At 64.7% G+C, this 20,266-nt stretch carries 28 protein-coding genes; 14 read left to right on the forward strand and 14 right to left on the reverse strand.

The features are described from left to right. The first annotated feature begins 57 nt into the window (after positions 1–57). A complete protein-coding gene (locus ACK4FJ_RS07530) occupies positions 58–945 on the forward strand; it encodes a LysR family transcriptional regulator (protein ID WP_409765234.1) in 888 nt (295 codons plus the stop codon). 23 nt (positions 946–968) lie between these two features. Here ACK4FJ_RS07530 and ACK4FJ_RS07535 read toward each other — a convergent pair whose 3' ends face one another. Further along, positions 969–1,664 carry a glutathione S-transferase family protein gene (locus ACK4FJ_RS07535; protein ID WP_409765235.1) on the reverse strand — a complete coding sequence of 232 codons (696 nt, stop codon included), beginning with the start codon at positions 1,662–1,664 and terminating at the stop codon, positions 969–971. A gap of 119 nt (positions 1,665–1,783) precedes the next feature. Here ACK4FJ_RS07535 and ACK4FJ_RS07540 point away from each other — a divergent pair, with 119 nt between their 5' ends. Both ACK4FJ_RS07540 and pssA read left to right on the forward strand, forming a co-directional pair. Then, the gene (locus tag ACK4FJ_RS07540; RefSeq protein WP_409765236.1) at positions 1,784–2,476 is read left to right on the forward strand and encodes a phosphatidylserine decarboxylase; all 693 of its coding nucleotides are present in this window, start codon (positions 1,784–1,786) and stop codon (positions 2,474–2,476) included. Between the two features lie 86 nt (positions 2,477–2,562). Further along, the gene (pssA, locus tag ACK4FJ_RS07545) at positions 2,563–3,414 is read left to right on the forward strand and encodes a CDP-diacylglycerol--serine O-phosphatidyltransferase (protein WP_409765237.1); all 852 of its coding nucleotides are present in this window, start codon (positions 2,563–2,565) and stop codon (positions 3,412–3,414) included. 23 nt (positions 3,415–3,437) lie between these two features. Here pssA and ACK4FJ_RS07550 read toward each other — a convergent pair whose 3' ends face one another. Then, positions 3,438–3,602: a hypothetical protein gene (locus tag ACK4FJ_RS07550; RefSeq protein ID WP_409765238.1), complete on the reverse strand. Its 165-nt coding sequence runs from the start codon at positions 3,600–3,602 to the stop codon at positions 3,438–3,440. 288 nt (positions 3,603–3,890) lie between these two features. Here ACK4FJ_RS07550 and ACK4FJ_RS07555 point away from each other — a divergent pair, with 288 nt between their 5' ends. From ACK4FJ_RS07555 to ACK4FJ_RS07565, 3 genes are all read left to right on the forward strand, one after another. Next, positions 3,891–4,190, forward strand: a complete 300-nt coding sequence (locus ACK4FJ_RS07555; RefSeq protein WP_409765239.1) for a hypothetical protein — start codon at positions 3,891–3,893, stop codon at positions 4,188–4,190. A gap of 157 nt (positions 4,191–4,347) precedes the next feature. Beyond that, positions 4,348–4,614: a hypothetical protein gene (locus ACK4FJ_RS07560; protein WP_409765240.1), complete on the forward strand. Its 267-nt coding sequence runs from the start codon at positions 4,348–4,350 to the stop codon at positions 4,612–4,614. A gap of 94 nt (positions 4,615–4,708) precedes the next feature. Continuing rightward, complete coding sequence (locus ACK4FJ_RS07565) at positions 4,709–4,861, forward strand: hypothetical protein (protein WP_409765241.1); 153 nt, start codon at positions 4,709–4,711, stop codon at positions 4,859–4,861. A gap of 21 nt (positions 4,862–4,882) precedes the next feature. Here ACK4FJ_RS07565 and ACK4FJ_RS07570 read toward each other — a convergent pair whose 3' ends face one another. Beyond that, positions 4,883–5,764: an EamA family transporter gene (locus ACK4FJ_RS07570; RefSeq protein WP_409765242.1), complete on the reverse strand. Its 882-nt coding sequence runs from the start codon at positions 5,762–5,764 to the stop codon at positions 4,883–4,885. Positions 5,765–5,902: 138 nt separating this feature from the next. Here ACK4FJ_RS07570 and ACK4FJ_RS07575 point away from each other — a divergent pair, with 138 nt between their 5' ends. Continuing rightward, a complete protein-coding gene (locus tag ACK4FJ_RS07575; RefSeq protein ID WP_409765243.1) occupies positions 5,903–7,066 on the forward strand; it encodes an aminotransferase class V-fold PLP-dependent enzyme in 1,164 nt (387 codons plus the stop codon). A gap of 6 nt (positions 7,067–7,072) precedes the next feature. Here ACK4FJ_RS07575 and ACK4FJ_RS07580 read toward each other — a convergent pair whose 3' ends face one another. From ACK4FJ_RS07580 to fabA, 5 genes are all read right to left on the reverse strand, one after another. Beyond that, positions 7,073–7,636: a PAS domain-containing protein gene (locus tag ACK4FJ_RS07580; RefSeq protein WP_409765244.1), complete on the reverse strand. Its 564-nt coding sequence runs from the start codon at positions 7,634–7,636 to the stop codon at positions 7,073–7,075. 61 nt (positions 7,637–7,697) lie between these two features. Then, entirely contained in the window at positions 7,698–8,213 is a 516-nt protein-coding gene (locus ACK4FJ_RS07585) for a PAS domain-containing protein (RefSeq protein ID WP_409765245.1), read from the reverse strand. Between the two features lie 55 nt (positions 8,214–8,268). Beyond that, positions 8,269–9,093, reverse strand: coding sequence for an enoyl-ACP reductase (locus tag ACK4FJ_RS07590; RefSeq protein ID WP_409765246.1), 825 nt, complete (start codon positions 9,091–9,093; stop codon positions 8,269–8,271). A 55-nt stretch (positions 9,094–9,148) separates the two neighbouring features. Beyond that, on the reverse strand, positions 9,149–10,381 hold the full coding sequence (fabB, locus tag ACK4FJ_RS07595; protein WP_409765247.1) for a beta-ketoacyl-ACP synthase I: 1,233 nt from the start codon (positions 10,379–10,381) through the stop codon (positions 9,149–9,151). Positions 10,382–10,501: 120 nt separating this feature from the next. Further along, the gene (fabA, locus tag ACK4FJ_RS07600; protein ID WP_374302074.1) at positions 10,502–11,026 is read right to left on the reverse strand and encodes a bifunctional 3-hydroxydecanoyl-ACP dehydratase/trans-2-decenoyl-ACP isomerase; all 525 of its coding nucleotides are present in this window, start codon (positions 11,024–11,026) and stop codon (positions 10,502–10,504) included. Positions 11,027–11,363: 337 nt separating this feature from the next. Between fabA and irrA the strand changes: the two genes are divergently transcribed. The 5 genes from irrA (at position 11,364) to ACK4FJ_RS07625 (ending at position 15,244) form a co-directional block, all read left to right on the forward strand. Beyond that, complete coding sequence (gene irrA, locus ACK4FJ_RS07605) at positions 11,364–11,783, forward strand: iron response transcriptional regulator IrrA (RefSeq protein ID WP_409765248.1); 420 nt, start codon at positions 11,364–11,366, stop codon at positions 11,781–11,783. A gap of 208 nt (positions 11,784–11,991) precedes the next feature. After that, entirely contained in the window at positions 11,992–12,411 is a 420-nt protein-coding gene (locus ACK4FJ_RS07610) for a rubrerythrin family protein (protein WP_409765249.1), read from the forward strand. 89 nt (positions 12,412–12,500) lie between these two features. Continuing rightward, positions 12,501–13,865 (forward strand): (Fe-S)-binding protein, encoded by a 1,365-nt coding sequence (locus ACK4FJ_RS07615; protein WP_409765250.1) that lies wholly within the window; start codon positions 12,501–12,503, stop codon positions 13,863–13,865. Positions 13,866–13,918: 53 nt separating this feature from the next. Further along, positions 13,919–14,509 carry a DUF3501 family protein gene (locus ACK4FJ_RS07620; protein WP_409765251.1) on the forward strand — a complete coding sequence of 197 codons (591 nt, stop codon included), beginning with the start codon at positions 13,919–13,921 and terminating at the stop codon, positions 14,507–14,509. Positions 14,510–14,635: 126 nt separating this feature from the next. Further along, positions 14,636–15,244 carry a pyridoxamine 5'-phosphate oxidase family protein gene (locus ACK4FJ_RS07625; RefSeq protein WP_409765252.1) on the forward strand — a complete coding sequence of 203 codons (609 nt, stop codon included), beginning with the start codon at positions 14,636–14,638 and terminating at the stop codon, positions 15,242–15,244. A gap of 3 nt (positions 15,245–15,247) precedes the next feature. Here ACK4FJ_RS07625 and ACK4FJ_RS07630 read toward each other — a convergent pair whose 3' ends face one another. Then, entirely contained in the window at positions 15,248–15,826 is a 579-nt protein-coding gene (locus ACK4FJ_RS07630; protein WP_409765253.1) for a TetR/AcrR family transcriptional regulator, read from the reverse strand. Positions 15,827–15,919: 93 nt separating this feature from the next. Between ACK4FJ_RS07630 and ACK4FJ_RS07635 the strand changes: the two genes are divergently transcribed. Further along, positions 15,920–16,588 (forward strand): glutathione S-transferase family protein, encoded by a 669-nt coding sequence (locus ACK4FJ_RS07635; protein WP_409765254.1) that lies wholly within the window; start codon positions 15,920–15,922, stop codon positions 16,586–16,588. A gap of 7 nt (positions 16,589–16,595) precedes the next feature. Here ACK4FJ_RS07635 and ACK4FJ_RS07640 read toward each other — a convergent pair whose 3' ends face one another. The 4 genes from ACK4FJ_RS07640 to fdxA are packed head-to-tail and all read right to left on the reverse strand — an operon-like array spanning position 16,596 to position 19,141. Continuing rightward, on the reverse strand, positions 16,596–17,105 hold the full coding sequence (locus tag ACK4FJ_RS07640; protein ID WP_409765255.1) for a group III truncated hemoglobin: 510 nt from the start codon (positions 17,103–17,105) through the stop codon (positions 16,596–16,598). Between the two features lie 43 nt (positions 17,106–17,148). Continuing rightward, the gene (locus ACK4FJ_RS07645; protein WP_409765256.1) at positions 17,149–18,369 is read right to left on the reverse strand and encodes an NnrS family protein; all 1,221 of its coding nucleotides are present in this window, start codon (positions 18,367–18,369) and stop codon (positions 17,149–17,151) included. Between the two features lie 5 nt (positions 18,370–18,374). Beyond that, positions 18,375–18,803: a hypothetical protein gene (locus ACK4FJ_RS07650; RefSeq protein ID WP_409765257.1), complete on the reverse strand. Its 429-nt coding sequence runs from the start codon at positions 18,801–18,803 to the stop codon at positions 18,375–18,377. Continuing rightward, a complete protein-coding gene (fdxA, locus tag ACK4FJ_RS07655; protein ID WP_409765258.1) occupies positions 18,800–19,141 on the reverse strand; it encodes a ferredoxin FdxA in 342 nt (113 codons plus the stop codon). The genes ACK4FJ_RS07650 and fdxA overlap by 4 nt, the downstream gene beginning before the upstream one ends. A gap of 134 nt (positions 19,142–19,275) precedes the next feature. Between fdxA and ACK4FJ_RS07660 the strand changes: the two genes are divergently transcribed. Then, positions 19,276–19,719 (forward strand): Rrf2 family transcriptional regulator, encoded by a 444-nt coding sequence (locus ACK4FJ_RS07660; protein WP_409765259.1) that lies wholly within the window; start codon positions 19,276–19,278, stop codon positions 19,717–19,719. A gap of 3 nt (positions 19,720–19,722) precedes the next feature. Here ACK4FJ_RS07660 and ACK4FJ_RS07665 read toward each other — a convergent pair whose 3' ends face one another. Next, entirely contained in the window at positions 19,723–20,253 is a 531-nt protein-coding gene (locus ACK4FJ_RS07665) for an SH3 domain-containing protein (protein WP_409765260.1), read from the reverse strand. Positions 20,254–20,266 lie beyond the last annotated feature (13 nt).

Consider the following 20,266-nt stretch of genomic DNA (forward strand, 5'->3'; position numbering starts at 1 on the left):
TTCAATATGATAATAATCTGCTTTTACAAGTTTCTGTTTCAGAATATGAAATAATCCATGGATCGCCTGGAAGCCATGCGGGTTTTTGCGGCGGTGGCCGAGGAAAGCGGTTTTGCCGGTGCCGCCCGGCGGCTACATCTCTCGCCGCCTTCGGTCACCCGCGCCGTCGCCCTGCTGGAGGAGCGGCTGGGCACGGCTCTGTTCCAGCGCAGCACCCGTCATGTGCGCCTGACCGAGGCGGGCGAACGTTTCCTCGTCGATGCCCGCCGCATCCTGGCCGACATCGACGAGGCCGAGGCCTCGGCCGCCGGTCTGCATGACGCGCCGCGCGGCCAGGTCAGCATCACGGCATCGTTGATGTTCGGCCGCCGGCATGTGGCGCCGGTGGTGCTGGATTTCCTCGACCGTTATCCCGACGTCACGACGCGGTTGCTGCTGCTCGACCGCGTCACCAACCTGATCGAGGAAGGCTTCGATGTGGCGGTGCGCATCGCGCATCTGCAGGATTCGAGTTTAAGCGCCGTGCGCGTCGGCCATGTGCGGCCCGTGGTGGTGGCTTCGCCAGACTATATTGCGCGCCATGGCATGCCATTGAAGCCGCGCGACCTTATGGACCATACCTGCCTGCTCTTCGCGCCGCCTGTCGTGGCCGAGGGCTGGCATTTCCGCGACGCGGTGATCGAGCCGCCGGCGCGCTTCTTCGTGAATTCGGCCGAAGCCGTGATCGCCGCCGCCGTGGCCGGGCGCGGCATCACCCGCGTTCTGTCCTACATGGTGGCGCCGGAACTACAGGCCGGGAAACTGCAGGTGCTGCTGGCCGAGCACGAACGGCCGCCGATCCCGGTGCATCTGCTGCATGCCGAGGGTCGGCGCGCCAATGCCAAGATCCGCGCCTTCATCGATTTCGCCGCCGATCGCCTGCGCGCCAATCCGGTGCTGCAGTAAAGGGTGTCAAATGGGGCGGTTGTCTAGGCCGCCCAGTAGCCCGGCTGTTTAAGCGCGTTGCCGCCATGCAGAGCGGCGACGCGCTGGAACCAGGCCATTACCGGATCGTCGTTTTCCAACAGCACCAGGCGGCCCATGACGCGCGCCCATTGCAGCGGACCGAACAGCACGTAATCGGCATAAAGCGGCGCGGCGCCCGAGATGAAGGGCTGCGCCTTCAGGGTCTGGCGCGCAGGCTCCAGCGCGGCGCGGAAGGCAGCCAGCCGTCCGTCGCGGCCATCCTGCACCTGCTCCAGCGTGGCGCCGAACAGCTTCTCGCGGCTTTCACGGAAATAGGCATGATCCTCGGGCGCGAGTTGGGTGAAGATGTCGTGCACGATCAGTCGCACGATCTGCGGATGCAGCTGGGTCTGCGCCCAGTTCTGCACAAAGCGGGCATGAGCCTTGCCGGTCTCTCCGCCGAACAGGGCCGGCCGGTCGGGATAGGCCTGGTCGAGATATTCGGCGATGGCCCAGGAATCGACCACCTGCTTGCCGTTATCCTCCAGGATCGGCACGGTCTTGAATGCGCCGCCGCAGCGCTCCCGGATCTGGGTGAAGCGGGTGGGCACCGCCTCGTAGGACAGGCCCTTGTGGGCCAGCGCCATATGCGCCTTCCAGCAATGGGGGCTGAACCGGCGGCCGTCGGCGGCAGCGAGCTCATAGAGAGTGATGGCCATGGCACGGAATCCTTCGGTCCGGGAAGCTTGGCCATGATGTTTGCCGGCCAGCCCTTTATATGGCAACCGCCAGCCCTTAGATTAGCAGCCACAAGATTTTGCACGAGGCAGACGTAAATATGGACACGATCCGTTCCGTTCTGGTGCCGATCCACCGCGAGGGCTGGAAGTTCATTGCCATCTTCGCCGTGGTGACTCTGGTGCTGTTCTGGGTCGCCGAGCCGCTGGGCTGGCTGGGCGTGATCCTGACCTGCTGGTGCGCCTATTTCTTCCGCGATCCGCCGCGCGTGACGCCGGTGCGCGCCGGCCTGCTGATCTCGCCCGCCGATGGCGTGGTGCAGATGATCGAGCGCGCCGCCCCGCCGGAAGAGTTGGGCATGGGCAGCGACCCGCGCCAGCGCATCTCGGTGTTCATGAACGTGTTCGACGTGCATGTGAACCGCGCGCCGGCGGATGGCACGATCACCGCGCTGGCCTATCGTCCGGGCAAGTTCCTCAATGCCGCGCTCGACAAGGCCAGCACCGACAACGAACGCCAGTCTATGCGGCTGAAGCTGAAGAACGACAAGGAAATCGCGGTCGTGCAGATCGCCGGCCTGGTGGCGCGGCGCATCCTCTGCGAGGTGCAGGAAGGCCAGCAGCTGCGCGCCGGCGAACGCTTCGGCCTGATCCGTTTCGGCAGCCGCGTCGACATCTATCTGGATGATGGCATGGTGCCGCTGGTCTGTGTCGGCCAGCGCATGATCGCCGGCGAGACGGTGATCGCCGAGGACGGCGCCAACGAACAGCCGCGCACCGGCGAAGTGCGCTGAGCAAGGACCAGGCGGAGTGCCAGGCGCGTTAACCAGGCGGCAAGACGGGCCGCCTAGACTATGCGTGCCGTGAAGGAGATGGCGATATGCCGATGAGCCTCAAGCCGCCGCAGCGCCTGCGCAACCTGCCGCTCAACACGCTCGCGCCTAACATCCTCACCATCATCGCGCTCTGCTCGGGCCTGACCGCGATCCGCTTCGCGCTGCTCGGGCAGTTCAAGTTCGCCGTGATGGCCATCGCCATCGCCGCCCTGTTCGACATGCTGGACGGCCGCGTGGCGCGGCTGCTGAAAGGCGCCTCGCGTTTCGGCGCCGAGCTGGATTCGCTGTCGGATTTCCTCAGCTTCGGCGTGGCGCCGGCGATGGTGCTGTATTTCTGGACCCTGCACGACCTGGGCAACGGCAATACCGGCTGGCTGGTGGTGCTGGCCTACAGCGTCTGCACGGCTTTGCGTCTGGCGCGTTTCAACACCGCGCTGGACGATACGGAAAAGCCGCAATGGACCGGCAGTTTCTTCACCGGCATTCCCTCTCCGGCCGGCGCCGGCCTGGCCCTGCTGTTCCTAATCATCAGCCTGGAAATGGAGAGCGACTTCTTCCGCTCGCCGGCGCTGAACGCGCTGTGGCTGCTGATCATCGGCGGCCTGATGATTTCCCGCGTGCCGACCTTTTCGTTCAAGCGCGTGCGGGTGCCGCGCGAGTATGTCGGCCTGGTGCTGCTTGGCGTCGGCCTGCTGGCCGCCGCCCTGCTGAACCAGCCGTGGTATACGCTGGCCGCCATCGAACTGGCCTATCTGGGCTCGATTCCGTTTTCGATCAAGGCGCATGAGCGCCTGCGGCGCGGTGACGCCAAGCCCGCGACAGCCCCGGCGGCCGACGCGCCGGCCGCGGCAGCGGACAAGACCGAAGGTGAACCGCCGCACACGACGGTTCACTGAAACACCAAAGCCTTTGCCGCGCCCTAGTGGCTGCGGCGTTTCTGCTCTTCCAGCTTGGCCTTCAGCTTGGCGGCGAAATCGCCGCCATCCTGCTTCTGCGCCAGAAACAACTCGATGGCCAGCGTGGCGCGTTCCTGGTCGGTCACCGGTGGCCCCTTTTTCGCCAGCTTCTCGGCGATCTTCAGCAATTGCGGGTTCAGCTTGGCGCGAATCGTCCTGATCTGCTGGGCTAGAACCGCCCGCGGATCCTTGGCCGGACCGGTATATTGCCGTTTGGGCGCCGGTTTGGCCGGCGCCTCGGCACCGAACAGCCGGGCCAGAAGGCCAGGTTTTCCGGCGGTTTTCCGGTTTTTATCCGTTTTCGACTGGGTCAGGGCCGGGCTTCCTTCGCGCGGGGCGGGTGGATTGATTCGGTGTTAACCACTTTGGGAAATAATATCCTTGTCAAGGGTTATACCCCATCATACATGTAAAACATGACCTTTCTTGTCCCACCGCTCAGCTCTCTGCCCCAGGCCCAGGCGCCAACCCCGGCCCATGGTCTGGCCCAGCAGAATCAGGCTCCCAACGCGACCCAGGCGGCCGCGGCGGTGACGGCCGTGCCGGTGCGGGCCGATACGCGCATGGCGGCCACCGCTTCGGGCAATTCCAGCGGTTCCGACCGGTCCAAGGCCAAGAAGGGCAAGGACAGCGACAGCGGCGCCTCGGCCACCGAGGCCAAGACCGACCGCACCCGCCCGCGCGGCATGGGCCGCAACGCCGACCTCAGCGTTTAAACACACCCCCGAAACTCCGGTCACGGGTCATGCCTGCGGCAGCTGGGCTGCGGCAGAATTTCCTCTTGAATCCGTCACGGCATTCGCCAAATTTTTCTCCGCCGGCGCAATCCCGCCGGCCCCGCTGCGGCCAGACGGAACTGTAAGGAGGCAAACCGTGTACCGCCCGAATCCGATCCCTCATCAGATCGCCCTGGAAACCCGGGGCTATGGGGCAAAGCAGTTCTTTGCCCGCGATGCCCAGCCGCTGGTGCTGGAGGCCTGCCGTCGCAACGGCATCAGCTTCGAGGAATATGCCGCCAAGCTCGGCGTCACGCGCGCCGCCCTGGTGCTGATCCTGAAGGGCCACGATCCCGTGCCGCGACACATGCTCGACAGCATCCGCCAGTTCACCGGTTACGTCACCGAAGGCGCGGCGGCCTGATCCGGCTTCCGATTGGGCGCTCTCAGGTTTTGTTAACCATGCAGACGGCACTCTCCGTCGGGTGATGACTGATTCGCCTGAGGGGGAGAAGGATATGCCGGGTCGTATACGGCACCTGCGCGCTATTCTCGCGTCGATCAACGAACAACTGCAGCAGGATGGCCTTCGTCCCGAAGCACGGTCCTATCTGGAGCGCACGGCCGATGCCTGTCGCGATGCGATTCGCGACCTGGCCATGAAATTATAGGGCGATGCCGCTTAGGTCTTTTCAGGCGGCGGCCGTGCGGCGCATCCAGCGCGTCAGCAGCCCGGCATTCACCATCAGTCCCAGCAGGATCAGCGCCGAGCCGGCCAGCTCGACGGTCGACGGCATTTCGTCGAGCACCAGAGCCGCGCTGGCCAGACCGAAGACCGGCACCAGCAGGGTGAAGGGCGCCACCAGCGACGCCTTGTATTGCCGCAGCAGGAAACTCCAGGCGGCGAAGCAGGCCGTGGTGGAGAGCAGGCCGATATAGAGCACGGCGAGCATGCCCTTCATGTCCAGCCCGGCAAGGGTCTGCATGATCGCGGCTTCGCCTTCATAGGCCCATGACAGGCCCAGCATCGGCAGCGGCGGCACCGCGCTGACCCAGACCATGAAGGCGAGCGGCTGTTTTGTCGCCGCGCGGCGCGTCAGGATATTGGCAAAGCCCCAGCAGGCCGCCGCCGCGATCAGCATCAGGAAGGCCAGCATCGGCGTATCGACGCCAAGATCGCTGCCGATCACCACCAGGCCGGCGGCGGCGATGCCCAGGCCGATCCACTGAACCATGCCCGGCCGCTCGCTCAGCAGCAGGGCGGCGAAGGCGACGCTGAACAAGGCCTGGGCCTGCATCACCACCGAGGCCAGGCCCGCTGGCATGCCATGGGCCATGCCGAGGAACAGCAGGCTGAACTTGGCCACGCCCAGCACCAGGCCGGTGCCGATCACCCAGCGCCATTTCACGCCAGGATGGCGGAAGAACAGCAGGAAGGGCAGGGCCGCCACGGCGAAACGCAGGCCGTTGAACAGGAAGGGCGGAAAGGCATCCAGCCCGATGCGGATCACGACGAAGTTGAAGCCCCAGAGCGCGGCGATCAGGACGGCAAGGGCAATATGGGGCAGCGGCATGATGGCTGGGGTCTGTTTATGCTTGGCCGCACTTTGCGCCCCAGGCCGGCGCCGGACCAGTCCCGGGCCGGCGCAAAATTGTTGCCATACATTTTTCAGCCATGGCCAGCACCATCGCCGCGCCGCTAAGCTCGGGGTATGACCGCGCATAGCCCGACCAAACTGCTGCCCTCGCAACGCCATCTCTTCGACATCCCCGACGATATCGCCTATCTGAACTGTGCCTACATGTCGCCGCTGGCGAAGGCGGTGGTGGCGGCAGGCGAGGCCGGCATGGCGCGCAAGGCGCAGCCCTGGACGGTGACGGCGCAGGATTTCTTCACCGATACCGAGATCGTGCGCGGGCTATTCGCGCGTATGGTGAACGCCGCCACCGACGATGTCGCCATCGTGCCGGCGGCCTCCTACGGCATGGCGGTGGCCGCCCATGCCCTGCCGCTTAAACGCGGCCAGAGCGTGCTGACGCTGGCCGAGCAGTTTCCGTCCAATGTCTATCCCTGGATCGAGAAGGCGCGGGCAGCGAATGCCGCCCATGTGCAGGTGCCGCGCCCGGCCGACGACGACTGGACTGCGGCGGTGCTGGCGCGCATTGACGCGAACACCGCGATTGTCGCGCTGCCCCATTGCCACTGGACCGATGGCGGCCTGCTCGACCTCGTCGCGATCCGCCAGGCCTGCACGAAGGTTGGCGCGGCCCTGTGTATCGATGCCACGCAGTCGCTCGGCGCGCTGCCCTTCGACGTGCAGGTGATCGATCCCGATTTCCTCGCCGTCGGCGGCTACAAATGGCTGATGGGGCCCTATTCCCTGGGTTATCTCTATGTAGCAAAGCGCTGGCAGCAGGCGATGCCGTTCGAGCAGAACTGGATCGCGCGCCGGGATTCGGAGAATTTCGCCGGCCTGGTCGATTACAAGAGCGACTACCAGCCCGGTGCACGCCGCTTCGATGTGGGCGAGCGCAGCAATTTCGCCCTGATGCCGGCGTCGATGGCCGCGCTCGAGATGCTGCTCGGCTGGGGTGTGGCCAACATCCAGGCCACGCTGGCCGCGCGCACGGCTGCCATCGCGGCGCGCGCGCAGGCGGAATTCGGCCTCGGTTCGGCGCCGGCGACAAAACGCGCCGGCCATTTCCTCGGCCTGCGCTTCAAGGACGGCGTGCCGGCTGACCTGCCGGCGAAGCTGGCGGCGGAAAACGTGTTCGTCAGCGTGCGCGGCCAGTCGATGCGGGTGACGCCGCATCTCTACAACACCGATCAGGATGTGGAGCGGCTGTTCGGCGTGCTGAAGATCGCGCTGGGCTGAAGCAGCTCAGGCCACCATGGCGGCGACGCGTTCGGCGGCGGCGGTACTCAGCGGATAGAGCCATTCGCGCTCTATGCTGGTCTGCGCCGGGCCATTGCCATGGCCTTCGCGGGTGCTGAAGACCGAAACGCCCAGCACATGGCGGATGGTGCCGTTGTCGTCGCATAGGGGCATCGCCAGGCGATGGAACGGCACCGTGAAGCTGCGCGCGGTGGGCAGGCTGCGCGCCTGCTGCATGAGGATGGCCGGCGTCTCGCTCACCTGCCGCACCGTGTTCATGACCACAGGCAATATGTCGGCATTGTAAATCGTGTCCAGCGGCAGCCCCTTCAGGCAGCGGCCGAACCAGTCGGCCAGCGTCTCGCCAGCCAGATGCACGCGCGGCATGCCGTCGTCATGCAGGTCGAGGATCCAGATATCGGCCAGGGCCTGGCGCATCTGCACGGCATCGATGTCGCGCAGGCGCGGGATGCCATTGGCCGCGTAATACAGCGTGAGCCAGTGTCGCGCCACCGCCTGCAGCTTGGCATCGGGCATGTCGACAATCAGCGAGGCAAGGCCGTGTTCCATGCCTGCAACGTAGAAACCCCACTGCCGAAATGGAAATTACAAAGCCGTAATGCAGGCGGATTTAAATGGCGGCCGAAACGGCATACCAGTAATCGGCATCGACCACGGCGGCCTTGCCACCCTTGCCGTGGTCGGCCTCGCCCTGGAACAGCGTGGCACCGACCAGGTGGCGCACGCGGCCCTCGGCATCGGCCAGCGGCAGCACGAGGCGTTCGAAGAAGGCCGGCACGGTCCAGTCGGGAATCGTCGTATGCATGCGGTGATAGCAGATGGCGGGGTCGCCGATCACGCGGCACGACTGTTCGGTGACGGCGGGCAGGATGGCCGGGGTGAAGAGGTCCTCGTAATGTCGCCCCTTCGGATTGAAGCCGTACCAGCTGACCAGCGTTTCGCCCGACAGGCGGATGCGAAACCGACGGCCCTCTTCGGCATCGACGATCCAGCTGTCGGCCAGCGCCTTGGGGAAACGGATCGGATCGAGTGCGCTCAAGGGCGGCACGCGATCTCCATGATTCCGGTAGAGGCCGAGCCAATGTTCGGCGAGCTGCAGGTGGCCCGGCAGCCGCAGATCGGACATCAGGGTATTTAGCGGGCGATCCACAGCGGCAAATCCGGGAACCGCGCCGCCGGCGTCAGCCTTCGCCGTTGCCGTTCCCGTTCAGGTCGGCCGGGTTCGGCATGCCGAGCGCATGGAAGCCGCTGTCGACATGCACGATCTCGCCGGTGACGCCGGCGCCCAGGTCGGAGAGCAGGAACAGCGCGGCGCCGCCCACTTCGTCCAAGCTGGCGTTGCGGCGCAGCGGGCTGTGCTGCGCGGTGAACTTGAAGGTGGCCCGCGCCGAGCCGATGGCCGAACCGGCCAGCGTGCGCATCGGGCCGGGCGACACGGCATTGACGCGGATATTCTGCGGGCCGAGATCGACCGCGAGGTAGCGCACGGATGCTTCCAGCGCCGCCTTGGCCACGCCCATCACGTTGTAGTTCGGCATCACCCGCGTGCTGCCCTCATAGGTCAGCGTGATCAGCGAACCGCCATTGCTCATATAGGGCATGGCCAGCCGCGCGACCTCGGTGAAGGAATAGCAGGAGATCAGCAGCGAGCGGCTGAAATTGCCGCGCGTGGTGTTGAGGTAGCGGCCCTTCAGCTCTTCCTTGTCGGAATAGGCGATGGCATGCACCACGAAATCGATCTGGTTGCCAAAGGCGGCGCCGACCTTCTCGAAGGCCTGGCGCATCGAGGTCTCGTCCTCGACATCGCAGGGCACCACCGCCTTGGCGTTCACGCTCTCGGCCAGCGGCCGCACGCGACGCTCGAAGGCCTCGCCCTGGAAGGTGAAGGCCAGTTCGGCGCCATGCCGGTGCAGCATCTCGGCGATGCCCCAGGCGATCGAGTGATCGTTGGCGACCCCCATGATGAGGCCGCGCTTGCCACTCATCAACGCGCGCATTTCGGTCATATCGGAAATCCGGAAAGGAAGGAGGTTTCTGTTTTGGGCAGAGGGATGGAAGCGGTCAGGCCTCGTAGCGCTGGAACACCAGCGACGCGTTGGTGCCGCCGAAGCCGAAGGAATTCGACATCACGCGGTTCAGCGTCACGTTGTCGCGGCGTTCGCGCACGATCGGGAAGCCTTCGGCGCCCGGGTCGAGGTTTTCGATATTGGCCGAGGCGGCGATGAAGTTGTCGCGCATCATCAACATGCTATAGATGGCTTCCTGCACGCCGGCGGCGCCCAGGCTGTGGCCGGTCAGCGACTTGGTCGAACTGATCGCCGGCACGGCCTCGCCGAACACCTCGCGGATCGCGTTCAGTTCGGTGATGTCGCCCGCCGGTGTGGATGTGCCATGAGTGTTGATGTAGTCGATCGGCGCGTTGCTGCCGCGCGCGCTTTCGGCCAGGGCCATCTGCATGCAGCGCACCGCGCCTTCGCCCGAGGGAGCGACCATGTCGGCGCCGTCCGAGGTGGCGCCATAGCCGACCAGTTCGGCATAGATCTTGGCGCCGCGCGCCTTGGCGTGCTCCAGCTCTTCCATCACAACGATGCCGCCGCCGCCGGCGATCACGAAGCCGTCGCGGTCCTTGTCATAGGCGCGCGAGGCGCGCTCGGGCGTGGCGTTGAACGACGAGGACATCGCCGGCATGGCGTCGAACAGGCAGCTTAAGGTCCAGTCCAGTTCCTCGCCGCCACCGGCGAAGATCACGTCCTGCTTGCCGAGCTGGATCAGTTCGGCGGCATTGCCGATGCAGTGCGCCGAGGTCGAGCAGGCCGAGCTGATCGAATAATTCACGCCCTTGATCTTGAAAGCGGTGGACAGCACGGCCGAGCAGGTGCTCGACATGGTGCGCGGCACCATGAAGGGGCCGATTTTCTTCGGGCCGCCCTTTTCGCGCACGATATCGGCAGCGGCAACCAGATTCTTGGTCGAGGCGCCGCCCGAGCCGACGATCAGACCGGTGCGCGGATTGATGATGTCGCCCTGCTCCAGGCCGCTGTCGGCGATCGCCTGTTCCATCGCCAGATAGGCGTAGGCCGCGCCGTCACCCATGAAACGCTTCTGGCGCCGGTCGACCGCAGCATCAAGGTCGATCTTGACGGTGCCATGCACCTGGCTGCGGAAACCGAGTCGGGCGTAGTCCTCGGCGAACACGATGCCGGAACGGCCGGCCTTCAGGCTGTCGGCCACTTCCTCGGCGGTATTGCCGATGGACGAGGTGATGCCGATACCGGTAACGACGACGCGACGCATGGGCGTGAAACTCCTCAGGATGCGGGCCGGATCGCAGGAAAACCAATCCGGCAGCCGCAGTCATTGCACCCGTTCAATAAACCGACGCAGCCCCTTGCCGGCTGTTACTCGGGCCGGCTGTTACGTGGCGGCCGGCGCCATGCCATCGGGGAAAACGCCGACGCGCATGTCCTTGCACTCATAGGCCGGTTTGCCGTCGATATACATGGTGCCGTCGGCGATGGCGATGCCGAATTTGCGCAGCAGCAGCTTCTTGATGTCGATCTTGTAGGTGATCTTTTTCGCCGCCGGCGTCACCATGTCGGAGAACTTCACCTCGCCGACGCTGAGCGCACGGCCCCGGCCCGGTGCCTTCATCCAGCCGAGGAAAAAGCCGACCAGCTGCCACATGCCATCAAGCCCCAGGCAGCCCGGCATGATCGGGTCGTTCTCGAAATGGCAGGGGAAGAACCACAGGTTGGGCTTGATATCGAGTTCGGCCTCGATCTCGCCCTTGCCATATTTACCGCCGTCGCTGACGATCTTCACGATGCGGTCGAGCATCAGCATGGGCGGCAGCGGCAGGCGGGCATTACCCTCGCCAAACAGCTTGCCATGCGCGCAAGCAAGAAGATCCTCGTAGCTGTAACTGTTCTTCTGTTCCACGTTGGGAAACCCTCAACCCCGTTAGCAACGCCTGCCGGGCAACGATTGCGCCGTGCAAGGCCCGATTGGCCGGCAAATCCTCCCGCTGGCCGGCATGCCCGGGCCGCTGCCGCAGCAGCCGCTCCAGGCCATAAATAGCGGGCCATCCTTCGCCTTCCGGCCACAATGTAGTGATCCGGGGCCCGGTCGCAACAGTTTCGTTGCACTTTGTTACATCTGTGCCACCGGTCTGGCCTTTCACCCGGCCGAAACGGGGCTTTGCCCTGGAAAATGGCCGGGAACGGCCAAGTATGACATTCCTGTGGCCGGCAGCCCAATCCTGCTATATATGCAAATCATGACCAAGGTGATCGAACCCCGCTTCCGGGCCGCCGCCGAACAACTGCGGGCCGCTGGCCTGCGTACCACGCGCCAGCGCTTGGTGCTGGCCGAAATCCTGTTTTCACGCGGCAACCGGCATGTGACGGCGGAAAGCCTGTTCACCGAGGCCGCCGAGCGCGGCGCCCGGCTGTCGCTGGCCACGGTCTATAACTGCCTGCACCAGTTCACCGCCGCCGGCCTGCTCCGCATGGTGACCGTCGATGCCGGCCGGGCCTATTTCGACACCAACCTGTCGGCCCATCACCATTTCTATTACGAGCGCACCGGCGAGCTGCGCGACATTCCGGAAACCGAGGTGGCGGTCGCCCGCCTGCCATCGGCCCCCGACGGCGCCAGGATTGCCCGGGTCGACGTGATCGTGCGACTGGAAGACTGAGCCGCCACGCGGCAGGGTCGTAGCGACCCTGCATAAGTTAGAATAATTCCAAAAAACCTTGACAGTGAAAGGCGCCGGTCCATAATCCGCAGCGTCCCGAATCTCTGTCCCGCTGCCCCCCATTGGCAGTGGGGGGCCAGAGCGGGGCGCCCGCCCCGGGGCCAACCCGGCCCCGGCGGTATGCAGGGAAGAACAAGGAGGACCAGCCATGCCCGCACTCAAAGGCACCAAGACCCACAACAATCTGAAGGAAGCCTTCGCCGGTGAAAGCCAGGCGAACCGCCGCTACCTCTACTTCGCCCAGAAGGCCGACGTGGAAGGCTACAACGACGTCGCCGCCGTGTTCCGCTCCACCGCGGAAGGCGAGACCGGCCACGCCCACGGCCATCTCGAATTCATGGCCGAAGTCGGCGACCCGGCCACCGATCTGCCGATCGGCGCCACGGCCGACAACCTGAAGGCCGCCGTTGCCGGCGAGACCCACGAATACACCGACATGTATCCCGGCATGGCCAAGACCGCCCGCGACGAAGGTTTCGACGAGATCGCGGAATGGTTCGAGACGCTGGCCAAGGCCGAGAAGAGCCACGCCGGCCGTTTCCAGAAGGCGCTCGACACGCTCGGCTGATCGCCGCGCGTTTCAAAGGTGACGTACCGCCCGGAGTCCGCTTGGACTCCGGGCCTTTCCCGTAGACGCACCCGCTCCCGGAGACGACCATGCGCGAAGGCAGCCTCGAGGCGCCGACCCGGCATCCGCTGGACTGGCAGAATCCCGATTTCTACGATCTGGAAAAGCTCGACGCCGAGATGCGGCGTGTGCTCGACATCTGCCATGGCTGTCGCCGCTGCTTCAACCTGTGTGACTCTTTCCCACGCCTGTTCGACCTGGTCGATGCCTCGCCCACCGGCGAGCTGGACGAGGTGGAGTCGAAGGATTTCAAGCCGATCGTGGATGCCTGCACGCTCTGCGATCTGTGCTACATGACCAAGTGCCCTTATGTGCCGCCGCACGAGTTCAACCTCGATTTCCCGCATCTGATGCTGCGCTACCGCGCGGCCGAGCGGCATCACGGCCACAAGGACAAGATCGGCGACCAGCTGTCGCAGACCGACCGCAACGGCAAGCTGGCCGGCCTGGTCGCGCCGATTGCCAACTGGGCGTCCGAACGCGGCAACGGCCTGACGCGGCCGATCATGGAAACCGTCGCCGACATCCATCGCGATGCCGAGCTGCCGAAATTCAATGCGAAAACGCTGGTGGCGCGCGCCAAATCCGAACCGGCCGCAGTGAACACTGCCGCGCCGGCCTATGGCAAGCGCAAGGCGGCGATCTACGCCACCTGCTTCGGCAATTACAACAATCCCGATATCGGTGTCGCCGCGCAGAAAATCCTCGCCCATAACGGCGTCGACCTGCGGGTGGAATATCCCGGCTGCTGCGGCATGCCGCGACTGGAGCAGGGCGACATCGACGACGTGGCGAAGAAGGCCCGCGTGGTGGCCGAGGCCTTCGCGCCGCTGATCGATCAGGGCTATGACATCGTGGCGCTGGTGCCGAGCTGCGCGCTGATGCTGAAATTCGAATGGCCGCTGATCCTGCCGAATGACCCGCTGGTGAAGAAGCTGGCCCAGGCCACCTTCGACATCTCGGAATACATCGTCGACATCGCCAAGAAGGAAGGCCTCGCGCCGGGGCTTAAACCGCTCGAAGGCGGCGTCACGCTGCATCTGGCCTGCCATGCCCGCGCGCAGAATATGGGCGCCAAGGCCACCGAGCTGATGAAGCTGATCCCCGAGATGAAGCCGGGCCAGGACTTGGCCGTAATCGAACGCTGCGCCGGCCATGGCGGCAGCTGGGGCGTGCGCAAGGAATTCTTCGAGGTCGGCATGAAAGTCGGCAAGCCGGTGGCGCGTACGGCGGTGAAGGAGAACAAGGCGCATATCGCCTCCGAATGTCCGCTGGCGGCAATCCATATCCGCCAGGGTATGGAGCGCGAAGGCAAGGACAAGGACGGCTTCAGCCTTCCCGCCAAGGCCGATCATCCGGTCGAGCTGTTCGCCCGGGCCTACGGTCTGATCTGAATTTAAGCTGAGGGGGCGGAGGGGCTTCGCACTTTCAGGAGGATGATGTGTTTATGGCTCTGAAGACGACAATCACCCACGCCGATATCCTGTCGCTCGACGACTTTGTGAAGGTGCGCAAGGACAAGCGCGCCGAAGTGGTGGCGATCAAGAAAAACCGCCGCGTCGGCGTCGGCCCCTTCTGCACCTTCTATTTCGAGAATTACGCCACCATGTGGTGGCAGATCCAGGAGATGCTGTTCATCGAGAAGGGCGGCGCGGAGCAGCTGGAAGACGAGCTGCGCGCCTACGAGCCGCTGATTCCGAAGGGCCGCGAACTGGTCGCCACCTTCATGATCGAGATCGAGGATGCGGTGCGCCGGCCCATCGTGCTGGCCCAGCTCACCAATATCGACCAGACCGTGATGCTGGAATTCGCCGGCCACAAGATCCGCGCCGTGCCGGAAGACGATGCCGAGCGCAACCGCGAGGATGGCAAGACCTCAAGCGTACATTTCCTGCGCTTCCCCTTCACGGCCGAGCAGATCGCCGAATTCCGCAAACCCGGCACCCGCGTGCTGCTGGCCATCGAGCATCCCCATTACGGGCATATCGCCGTGATGCCGGAATCCGTGCGCGAAAGCCTGGCGCAGGATTTCGCGTAAGCCTTAAGCCTGGAAAATAAAATCGTGGATGCCACGCCCAAGGCATGGCATGACAGGTAGGTTCGTTTTCGGACATCGTCATGCCCGGACCTGGTCCGGGCTCCACGTGTTATTCTGAGGCCCGGCATGACTGTTCTTTCCAGTGAATCCGACCTGCGCGACAGTTATGATCAGCCCAGCGAGCTGGTGCAGAAGAAAATCCTGCCCCGGCTGGACAAGCACGCCAAGGCCTTTATCGCGCTGTCGCCCTTTGTCGTGCTGGCGACCCATGGTCCGGACGGCGCCGATGCCTCGCCGCGTGGCGATGCGCCAGGCTTTGTCCGCGTGGAGGATGATGTCACGCTGCTGCTGCCGGATCGGCGCGGCAACAACCTGATCGATTCGCTTCGCAATGTCGTCGCATCGTCCGATGTCGGGCTGTTGTTCTTTGTTCCCGGGATCAACGAGACCTTGCGCGTGAATGGAACCGCGAGAGTGATCACCGACCCGGCACGTCTGCAGCCGATGATTGCGCAGGGCAAGCTGCCGGCATCGGCGCTGGAGATCAGCGTGCGCGAAGTCTATTTCCATTGCGGCAAGGCGATGATCCGTTCGGATCTGTGGAATGCCGAAAAGCATGTGCCGCGCAGCAGCTTTCCCACGCTGGGCCGCGTGATTGCCGACCAGGTCGGCGGGCTGGATGCCGAAGCGGCCGATGCCAATCTGGAAGAAAGCTACAAGAACCGGCTTTACTAGTGCTCAGCGACGGCCGAGCAAGCCATCGACCAGCCCGCTCAGCAGCGCGACGGCATCGCGGCGGAAACTGCGGCGCGGCGCAGCCAGTTGTTGCAGGATTAAGCCAATCAGGGCGGAAACAAAGAGCTCGGCATGCTGCCGAGGCTGCGTCGAACCAGCGGCCTTCAGGGCCAGCTCGGCGCTACGCTGCCAAGTGGAGAACCATTGCTGGATAATGTCGCGGTAGCGCGGGCTGCGCGCCGCCGCCAGAAAAGCCTCATAGCAGGCGATATGTACCTCTGCATCGGTCTTCAGTTCTCGGGCATACCACGCAGCCAGCGCGCCAATCCAGGCATCGATATCCATCACGTGATCCTGCAGCGACAGGCTGAGCGCGCGCAGACGCCCGGTTTCACGCGCCAGGGCGTGGTGCAGGGCGGCCTCCACCAGGCTGTCGCGCGAGCTGAAGTGATGAGTGATCGCGCCCAATGACAACCCGGCTTCGGCGGCAACCGCGCGATGTGTCACGCCATCCACACCCAGCCGCCCGATAATGCGGAGTGTCACTTCCATCAGCGCCTGCTGACGATCTGAGATGGCCATATTGTCATGCATGTTGACATCGCCTCATTCGGGTATACTGTACAGAACAAATGTTCTGTACACAAGTGCATTCGTTCTTGACAGGAATCCGCGATGCCGTCTTATCGCCTGCATTATTTTCCGGAGTCCGGAAACAGCTACAAGTTGGCGCTGATGCTGAGATTCTGTGGCCAGCATTTTGAGCCGATCTGGACCGATTTCGCCGGCGGCGTGACGCGTTCCGCCGAATGGCGCGCCAATGTCAACACGATGGGCGAGATTCCGGTGCTGGAAGAAGATGGCGTCAAGCTGACGCAAACCGCACCGATCCTGATGAAACTGGCCGAGAAACACGGCAAGTTCGGCGGCGACACAGCGGCCGAGAAATACGAAGTGTTGCGCTGGCTGTTCTGGGACAATCATAAGCTCACCGGCTATATGGCGTCCTATCGCTTCATGCGCAGCTTCACGCCGAAGCCCAATCCTCATGTGCTGACATATTTCCGCCGCCGGCTGGATGACTTCCTCGGGATCCTGGAAAAGCGGGTGGTGTCTTCGGCCTTCGTGGCCGGTGCTGGTTTTACCGTGGCCGATATTTCGATGATGGCCTATCTGCATTTCCCGGCTGATGAGACGGGCTACGATTTCGCCATTACGCATCCGGGAATCCACGCTTGGCTGGATCGCATCGCCAGTCTTCCAGGCTGGCAGTCAGCCTATGATCTGCTGCCGGGCCAGCGCATGGTGCATTACGCGAAAGACGGGCCTCCGCTTCACGCCTGATGGCGCCTTATACCGAATCTTTGGCGGGTTCGCTCTTCACCGGCCCGAGCCAGTCGGGCAGTTCGCCGCGGCTGAACTGCACACCCTGCAGCAGCGAGGCGGCGATCTTCTGCGCCCGGTCCTCGAACAGGGCGGCGGCCGCTGGTGGGCAGCGCTCGCGGACTGTGGTGCGGAACAGCTCCAGCCAATGGGCGAAATGCGCGCCCGTCAGGCCTGCGCCCTGGCCGACATCGATGCGGATATGCGCCGGCATCGGGCGGCCATCGTAACGGCCGGTCATCAGCAGCACCGACGACCAGAAATCGCACATCTTGGCCAGGTGGTGATCCCAGTTGTCCCTGATCACGCCCTCGAAGATCGGCCCCAGCACGGCGTCAGTGCGGATTCGGCCGTAGAAGGCGTGCACCACGTCATGCACCATCGCCTCGGTCACGCCGGCGGCAGTGCCTGGCGCAAGCTGGGCGCGGCGGGCCTGGCGTTCGGCCAAAGTTGTGTCGGTTTCGTCCTGATGGGCCATGACAACAATTATATAGGGGATGGGAGGGGAGGAAACGAGTCGGTCAGCCCGGTTTGCCGTCGATGCGCGGCCGCAGCAGGATCGGCAGGTAGCGCAGCAGGAACAGGCCGAACGCGGCCTCCCAGGCTATGCCGGCGGCCAGCAGCAAAGGCCATTGCAGGGCAGGATGTACCAGCGCGCAGAACCGCAGCAAAGCGGCCAGCGTGATGGCGGCATAGATGCCGACCTCCACCGGTCCGGCCTTCAGCTTGCGGCCGGTATGGCCCAGCGCGCTGCGCGTCATCATCGCCAGCATCAGCCCGGCCATGGCGCCGACACCCAGCGCATGATCGGCCATGGCCGGCGTCACTGCGTCGCTCCATGCACTGGCGGCGCGCAGGGCAAAACTAAGCGGCAGCCAGAGATAGGCGATATGCAGGATCGCCAGCAACGGCACACGGCGCGCCGACCAGCTATGCCATTGCTGCATCCGGCTGGCATGCAGCAGGGCTGCGGCGGCATTGGTGGCCATCAGCAGTGGGGATGGCACCGGCCACAGCACGGCTGTCACATCCAGCGCCACGGCCAGCACCAGCGCCGCCAGCGCAATGCGGTCGCGCCGGGGCGCGGCCGGAATGAACATGCCGGCACCCGACATGGTGAAGCTGGGCACGATGCGCGCGGCGATCACGCTGATCAGGATGGCGACCACGCCCAGCGCCAGATGCCGGCTGAAAACGATGCCCTCGCTCCAGAAACCCATGGCACCGGCATGATGCAGCAGGTTGGCGATGGTTAGCAGGCTCAGGACCACCAGCGGCAGCCAGGGCCGCTGCGAGGCCTTGCATACGCGCATGAGAAAGATCGGCTGCGCCAGGGCGACGGCGAGTGCCGGCAGGAAGGCCAGATCGGCCATCGCCGCGAAGTCGGGCGGCAGCAGGAAGGGTGCGACGCGGCCGGCCAGCCATACCAGCACCAGCAGGGCAAGCGGCAGGCCGGTTGCGGTATCCTGACCGGTCCAGTTGCGCACGGCCGTCAGCAGGAAGCCGGCAATGATCGCGACGCCGAAACCGAACAGCATCTCGTGGCCATGCCAGGCCAGCGGATTGGCTATCGGCAGGGCGACATGGCCGCCATAAACGGCCAGCCATAATGGCAGGATCAGCACGGCATAGGCGGCGCCGGCGAGATAGAAGGGCCGGAAGCCGAGCGCAAACAACGCCCAGCGGCGCTGTGCCGGTTCCTGGCGCGGCGGATCCTGCGGCAATGCGAAGGCGGCGGCCATGGCGATCAGCGCGCCATCGCCACGGCGATGCAGATGCCCAGGGTGGCGAAGGCCAGGCCGACGGGGATCAGCGTCACCTGGATGAGGGCGCTCCAGCCGCTCATCGGTCCGGTCCAGGTCTGGATGCCGGTCTGCAGGAAATCCTCCAGGTTCGGCGCGGCACGGCCGCCATGGCGCTGGCGCAGCATTTTTTCGCCCAGCCGCGCCATCACCCAGGGCACGCCGAAGAACATGATCACGTACACGGTACTGACCGCCACCATCAGCGCGCCCTCGGCCTTGGCGCCGAAGGTGAGCCAGTAGACCAGCAGCATCAGCACATAGGCGCCGGCCGTGATGCCGAAAGCGGCGCGAGGCAGGCTGTCATGCAGCTGCGGTGCGCGGTTATGCAGGCGGTGCGGCAGGATGCCGGCATGCAGGCTCATGTCGTTCATGACTGGTCCTTTCCGGGTTCGGGCGAGAAGAAGCGGCTGAACTTGTCGGCCACGCCACGCCAGGCATCGGCATCCTCGGGCGGGGTGCCCTTGCGGGTGATGTTGGGCCATTGCTTGGCGTAGTCGCGATTGAGGGCGGCCCATGCATCCGTGCGGCGGTCGGTGTCGGGCAGGATGGCCTCGGCCGGGCATTCCGGCTCGCAGACGCCGCAATCGATGCATTCGTCCGGATTGATCACCAGCATGTTCTCGCCGACATAGAAGCAGTCGACCGGACAGACCTCGACGCAATCCATGTACTTGCACTTGATGCACTGCTCGGTCACGACGTAGGTCATCGGAAGCCTCCAGGAGGCGGGGCCTTTAAAAGAAGTATTTAAAATGCATGATATTGAGCGGCCGGCCGATATCAAGTAAATTAAATGCATATTTTGTCGCACCCCCCGCCCAAGGATCACGGACGACCCTGGCCATGCATCTGACGCTGCATACCGACTACGCCCTACGCATGCTGATGTATCTGGGGCTGAATCCGGCCCGGCGCTGCACCATCGAGGAGATCGCCGAGCATTACGATGTCTCGCGTCATCATTTGATGAAGGTGGCGCTGACCCTGGCGCAGGCGGGCTTCGTCGACAGCCTGCGCGGCCGCAATGGCGGCCTGCAGCTCAGCCGCGCCGCCGGCCTGATCGCCATCGGCGCCGTGGTGCGCGCCACCGAGGACAACTTCAACCTGGTGGAATGTTTCGACGGCGCCAGCAACACCTGCTGCCTGGCGCCGGCCTGCCAGCTCAAGCAGCCCTTCGCCGAAGCGGTGAAGGCATTCCTTGCCGTGCTCGACCGCTACACGCTGGCCGACATGCTGGGCAATCCGGCCATCACGCGCAGCCTGCGCCGTCTGCTCGGCGTCAGCTAGGCGTCAGTCGAAGACTTCGTCGGGATACAGGCCCCAGAGATGGCTGCGCGGCATCCAGCCGCGCGTGCCGGCGATTTCCACCTGGCACCAGGCCACATCGGGGCATTTGCGCAGCCGCGCCATCACGCCGGGTTCGGCGGTCAGCAGCACGTCGGCGGCCATGTCGGGTTTCTTGAACAGGCTGCGCACCGTGCCGTCCACCACGGCGAAGCGCTTGCCCGAGGTCAGGTTCTTGTGCACCCAGGTCTCGGTGCCGTCATGATCGCGGATGCGGCGCCAGTATTCGTATTCCGCCACCACCTCCACCGGCAGACCACGGCGCTGATATTGCCAGGCGATGGGATAACGTGAACCCGGTCCGGTGCGGGCATTCACCTTGTCGGCGGCCAGGCTGACGAAACGCGGCAGCGGCAGGCCGGAATCGGCGCCTTTATCCGCCACCGGCGATACCGTGTCGATGGCGTCCGCCGGGGCCGGCGCAGCAGCCAGGGCAACCAGCGACAGAAGCAGGACAAGGGCGAAACGCGGCAGCATGCTGCGGTGACTA

Origin of the sequence: Ferrovibrio sp. (genome assembly GCF_046297595.1) — a bacterium.
GTDB lineage: Bacteria > Pseudomonadota > Alphaproteobacteria > Ferrovibrionales > Ferrovibrionaceae > Ferrovibrio.

Excerpts from the sequence above, each read along its gene's own strand:
- ACK4FJ_RS07540 (WP_409765236.1), top strand. The coding sequence starts at position 1,784 with ATGGACACGATCCGTTCCGTTCTGGTGCCGATCCACCGCGAGGGCTGG.
- ACK4FJ_RS07635 (WP_409765254.1), top strand. The coding sequence starts at position 15,920 with ATGCCGTCTTATCGCCTGCATTATTTTCCGGAGTCCGGAAACAGCTAC.
- ACK4FJ_RS07565 (WP_409765241.1), top strand. The coding sequence starts at position 4,709 with ATGCCGGGTCGTATACGGCACCTGCGCGCTATTCTCGCGTCGATCAAC.
- ACK4FJ_RS07645 (WP_409765256.1), bottom strand. The coding sequence starts at position 18,369 with ATGGCCGCCGCCTTCGCATTGCCGCAGGATCCGCCGCGCCAGGAACCG.
- pssA (WP_409765237.1), top strand. The coding sequence starts at position 2,563 with ATGCCGATGAGCCTCAAGCCGCCGCAGCGCCTGCGCAACCTGCCGCTC.
- ACK4FJ_RS07615 (WP_409765250.1), top strand. The coding sequence starts at position 12,501 with ATGCGCGAAGGCAGCCTCGAGGCGCCGACCCGGCATCCGCTGGACTGG.
- ACK4FJ_RS07585 (WP_409765245.1), bottom strand. The coding sequence starts at position 8,213 with ATGTCCGATCTGCGGCTGCCGGGCCACCTGCAGCTCGCCGAACATTGG.
- ACK4FJ_RS07620 (WP_409765251.1), top strand. The coding sequence starts at position 13,919 with ATGGCTCTGAAGACGACAATCACCCACGCCGATATCCTGTCGCTCGAC.
- irrA (WP_409765248.1), top strand. The coding sequence starts at position 11,364 with ATGACCAAGGTGATCGAACCCCGCTTCCGGGCCGCCGCCGAACAACTG.
- ACK4FJ_RS07580 (WP_409765244.1), bottom strand. The coding sequence starts at position 7,636 with ATGGAACACGGCCTTGCCTCGCTGATTGTCGACATGCCCGATGCCAAG.
- ACK4FJ_RS07625 (WP_409765252.1), top strand. The coding sequence starts at position 14,636 with ATGACTGTTCTTTCCAGTGAATCCGACCTGCGCGACAGTTATGATCAG.
- ACK4FJ_RS07610 (WP_409765249.1), top strand. The coding sequence starts at position 11,992 with ATGCCCGCACTCAAAGGCACCAAGACCCACAACAATCTGAAGGAAGCC.
- ACK4FJ_RS07535 (WP_409765235.1), bottom strand. The coding sequence starts at position 1,664 with ATGGCCATCACTCTCTATGAGCTCGCTGCCGCCGACGGCCGCCGGTTC.
- ACK4FJ_RS07590 (WP_409765246.1), bottom strand. The coding sequence starts at position 9,093 with ATGACCGAAATGCGCGCGTTGATGAGTGGCAAGCGCGGCCTCATCATG.
- ACK4FJ_RS07630 (WP_409765253.1), bottom strand. The coding sequence starts at position 15,826 with ATGGCCATCTCAGATCGTCAGCAGGCGCTGATGGAAGTGACACTCCGC.
- ACK4FJ_RS07640 (WP_409765255.1), bottom strand. The coding sequence starts at position 17,105 with ATGGCCCATCAGGACGAAACCGACACAACTTTGGCCGAACGCCAGGCC.
- ACK4FJ_RS07665 (WP_409765260.1), bottom strand. The coding sequence starts at position 20,253 with ATGCTGCCGCGTTTCGCCCTTGTCCTGCTTCTGTCGCTGGTTGCCCTG.
- fabB (WP_409765247.1), bottom strand. The coding sequence starts at position 10,381 with ATGCGTCGCGTCGTCGTTACCGGTATCGGCATCACCTCGTCCATCGGC.
- ACK4FJ_RS07570 (WP_409765242.1), bottom strand. The coding sequence starts at position 5,764 with ATGCCGCTGCCCCATATTGCCCTTGCCGTCCTGATCGCCGCGCTCTGG.
- ACK4FJ_RS07575 (WP_409765243.1), top strand. The coding sequence starts at position 5,903 with ATGACCGCGCATAGCCCGACCAAACTGCTGCCCTCGCAACGCCATCTC.
- ACK4FJ_RS07650 (WP_409765257.1), bottom strand. The coding sequence starts at position 18,803 with ATGAACGACATGAGCCTGCATGCCGGCATCCTGCCGCACCGCCTGCAT.
- ACK4FJ_RS07530 (WP_409765234.1), top strand. The coding sequence starts at position 58 with ATGGATCGCCTGGAAGCCATGCGGGTTTTTGCGGCGGTGGCCGAGGAA.
- ACK4FJ_RS07555 (WP_409765239.1), top strand. The coding sequence starts at position 3,891 with ATGACCTTTCTTGTCCCACCGCTCAGCTCTCTGCCCCAGGCCCAGGCG.
- ACK4FJ_RS07660 (WP_409765259.1), top strand. The coding sequence starts at position 19,276 with ATGCATCTGACGCTGCATACCGACTACGCCCTACGCATGCTGATGTAT.
- fdxA (WP_409765258.1), bottom strand. The coding sequence starts at position 19,141 with ATGACCTACGTCGTGACCGAGCAGTGCATCAAGTGCAAGTACATGGAT.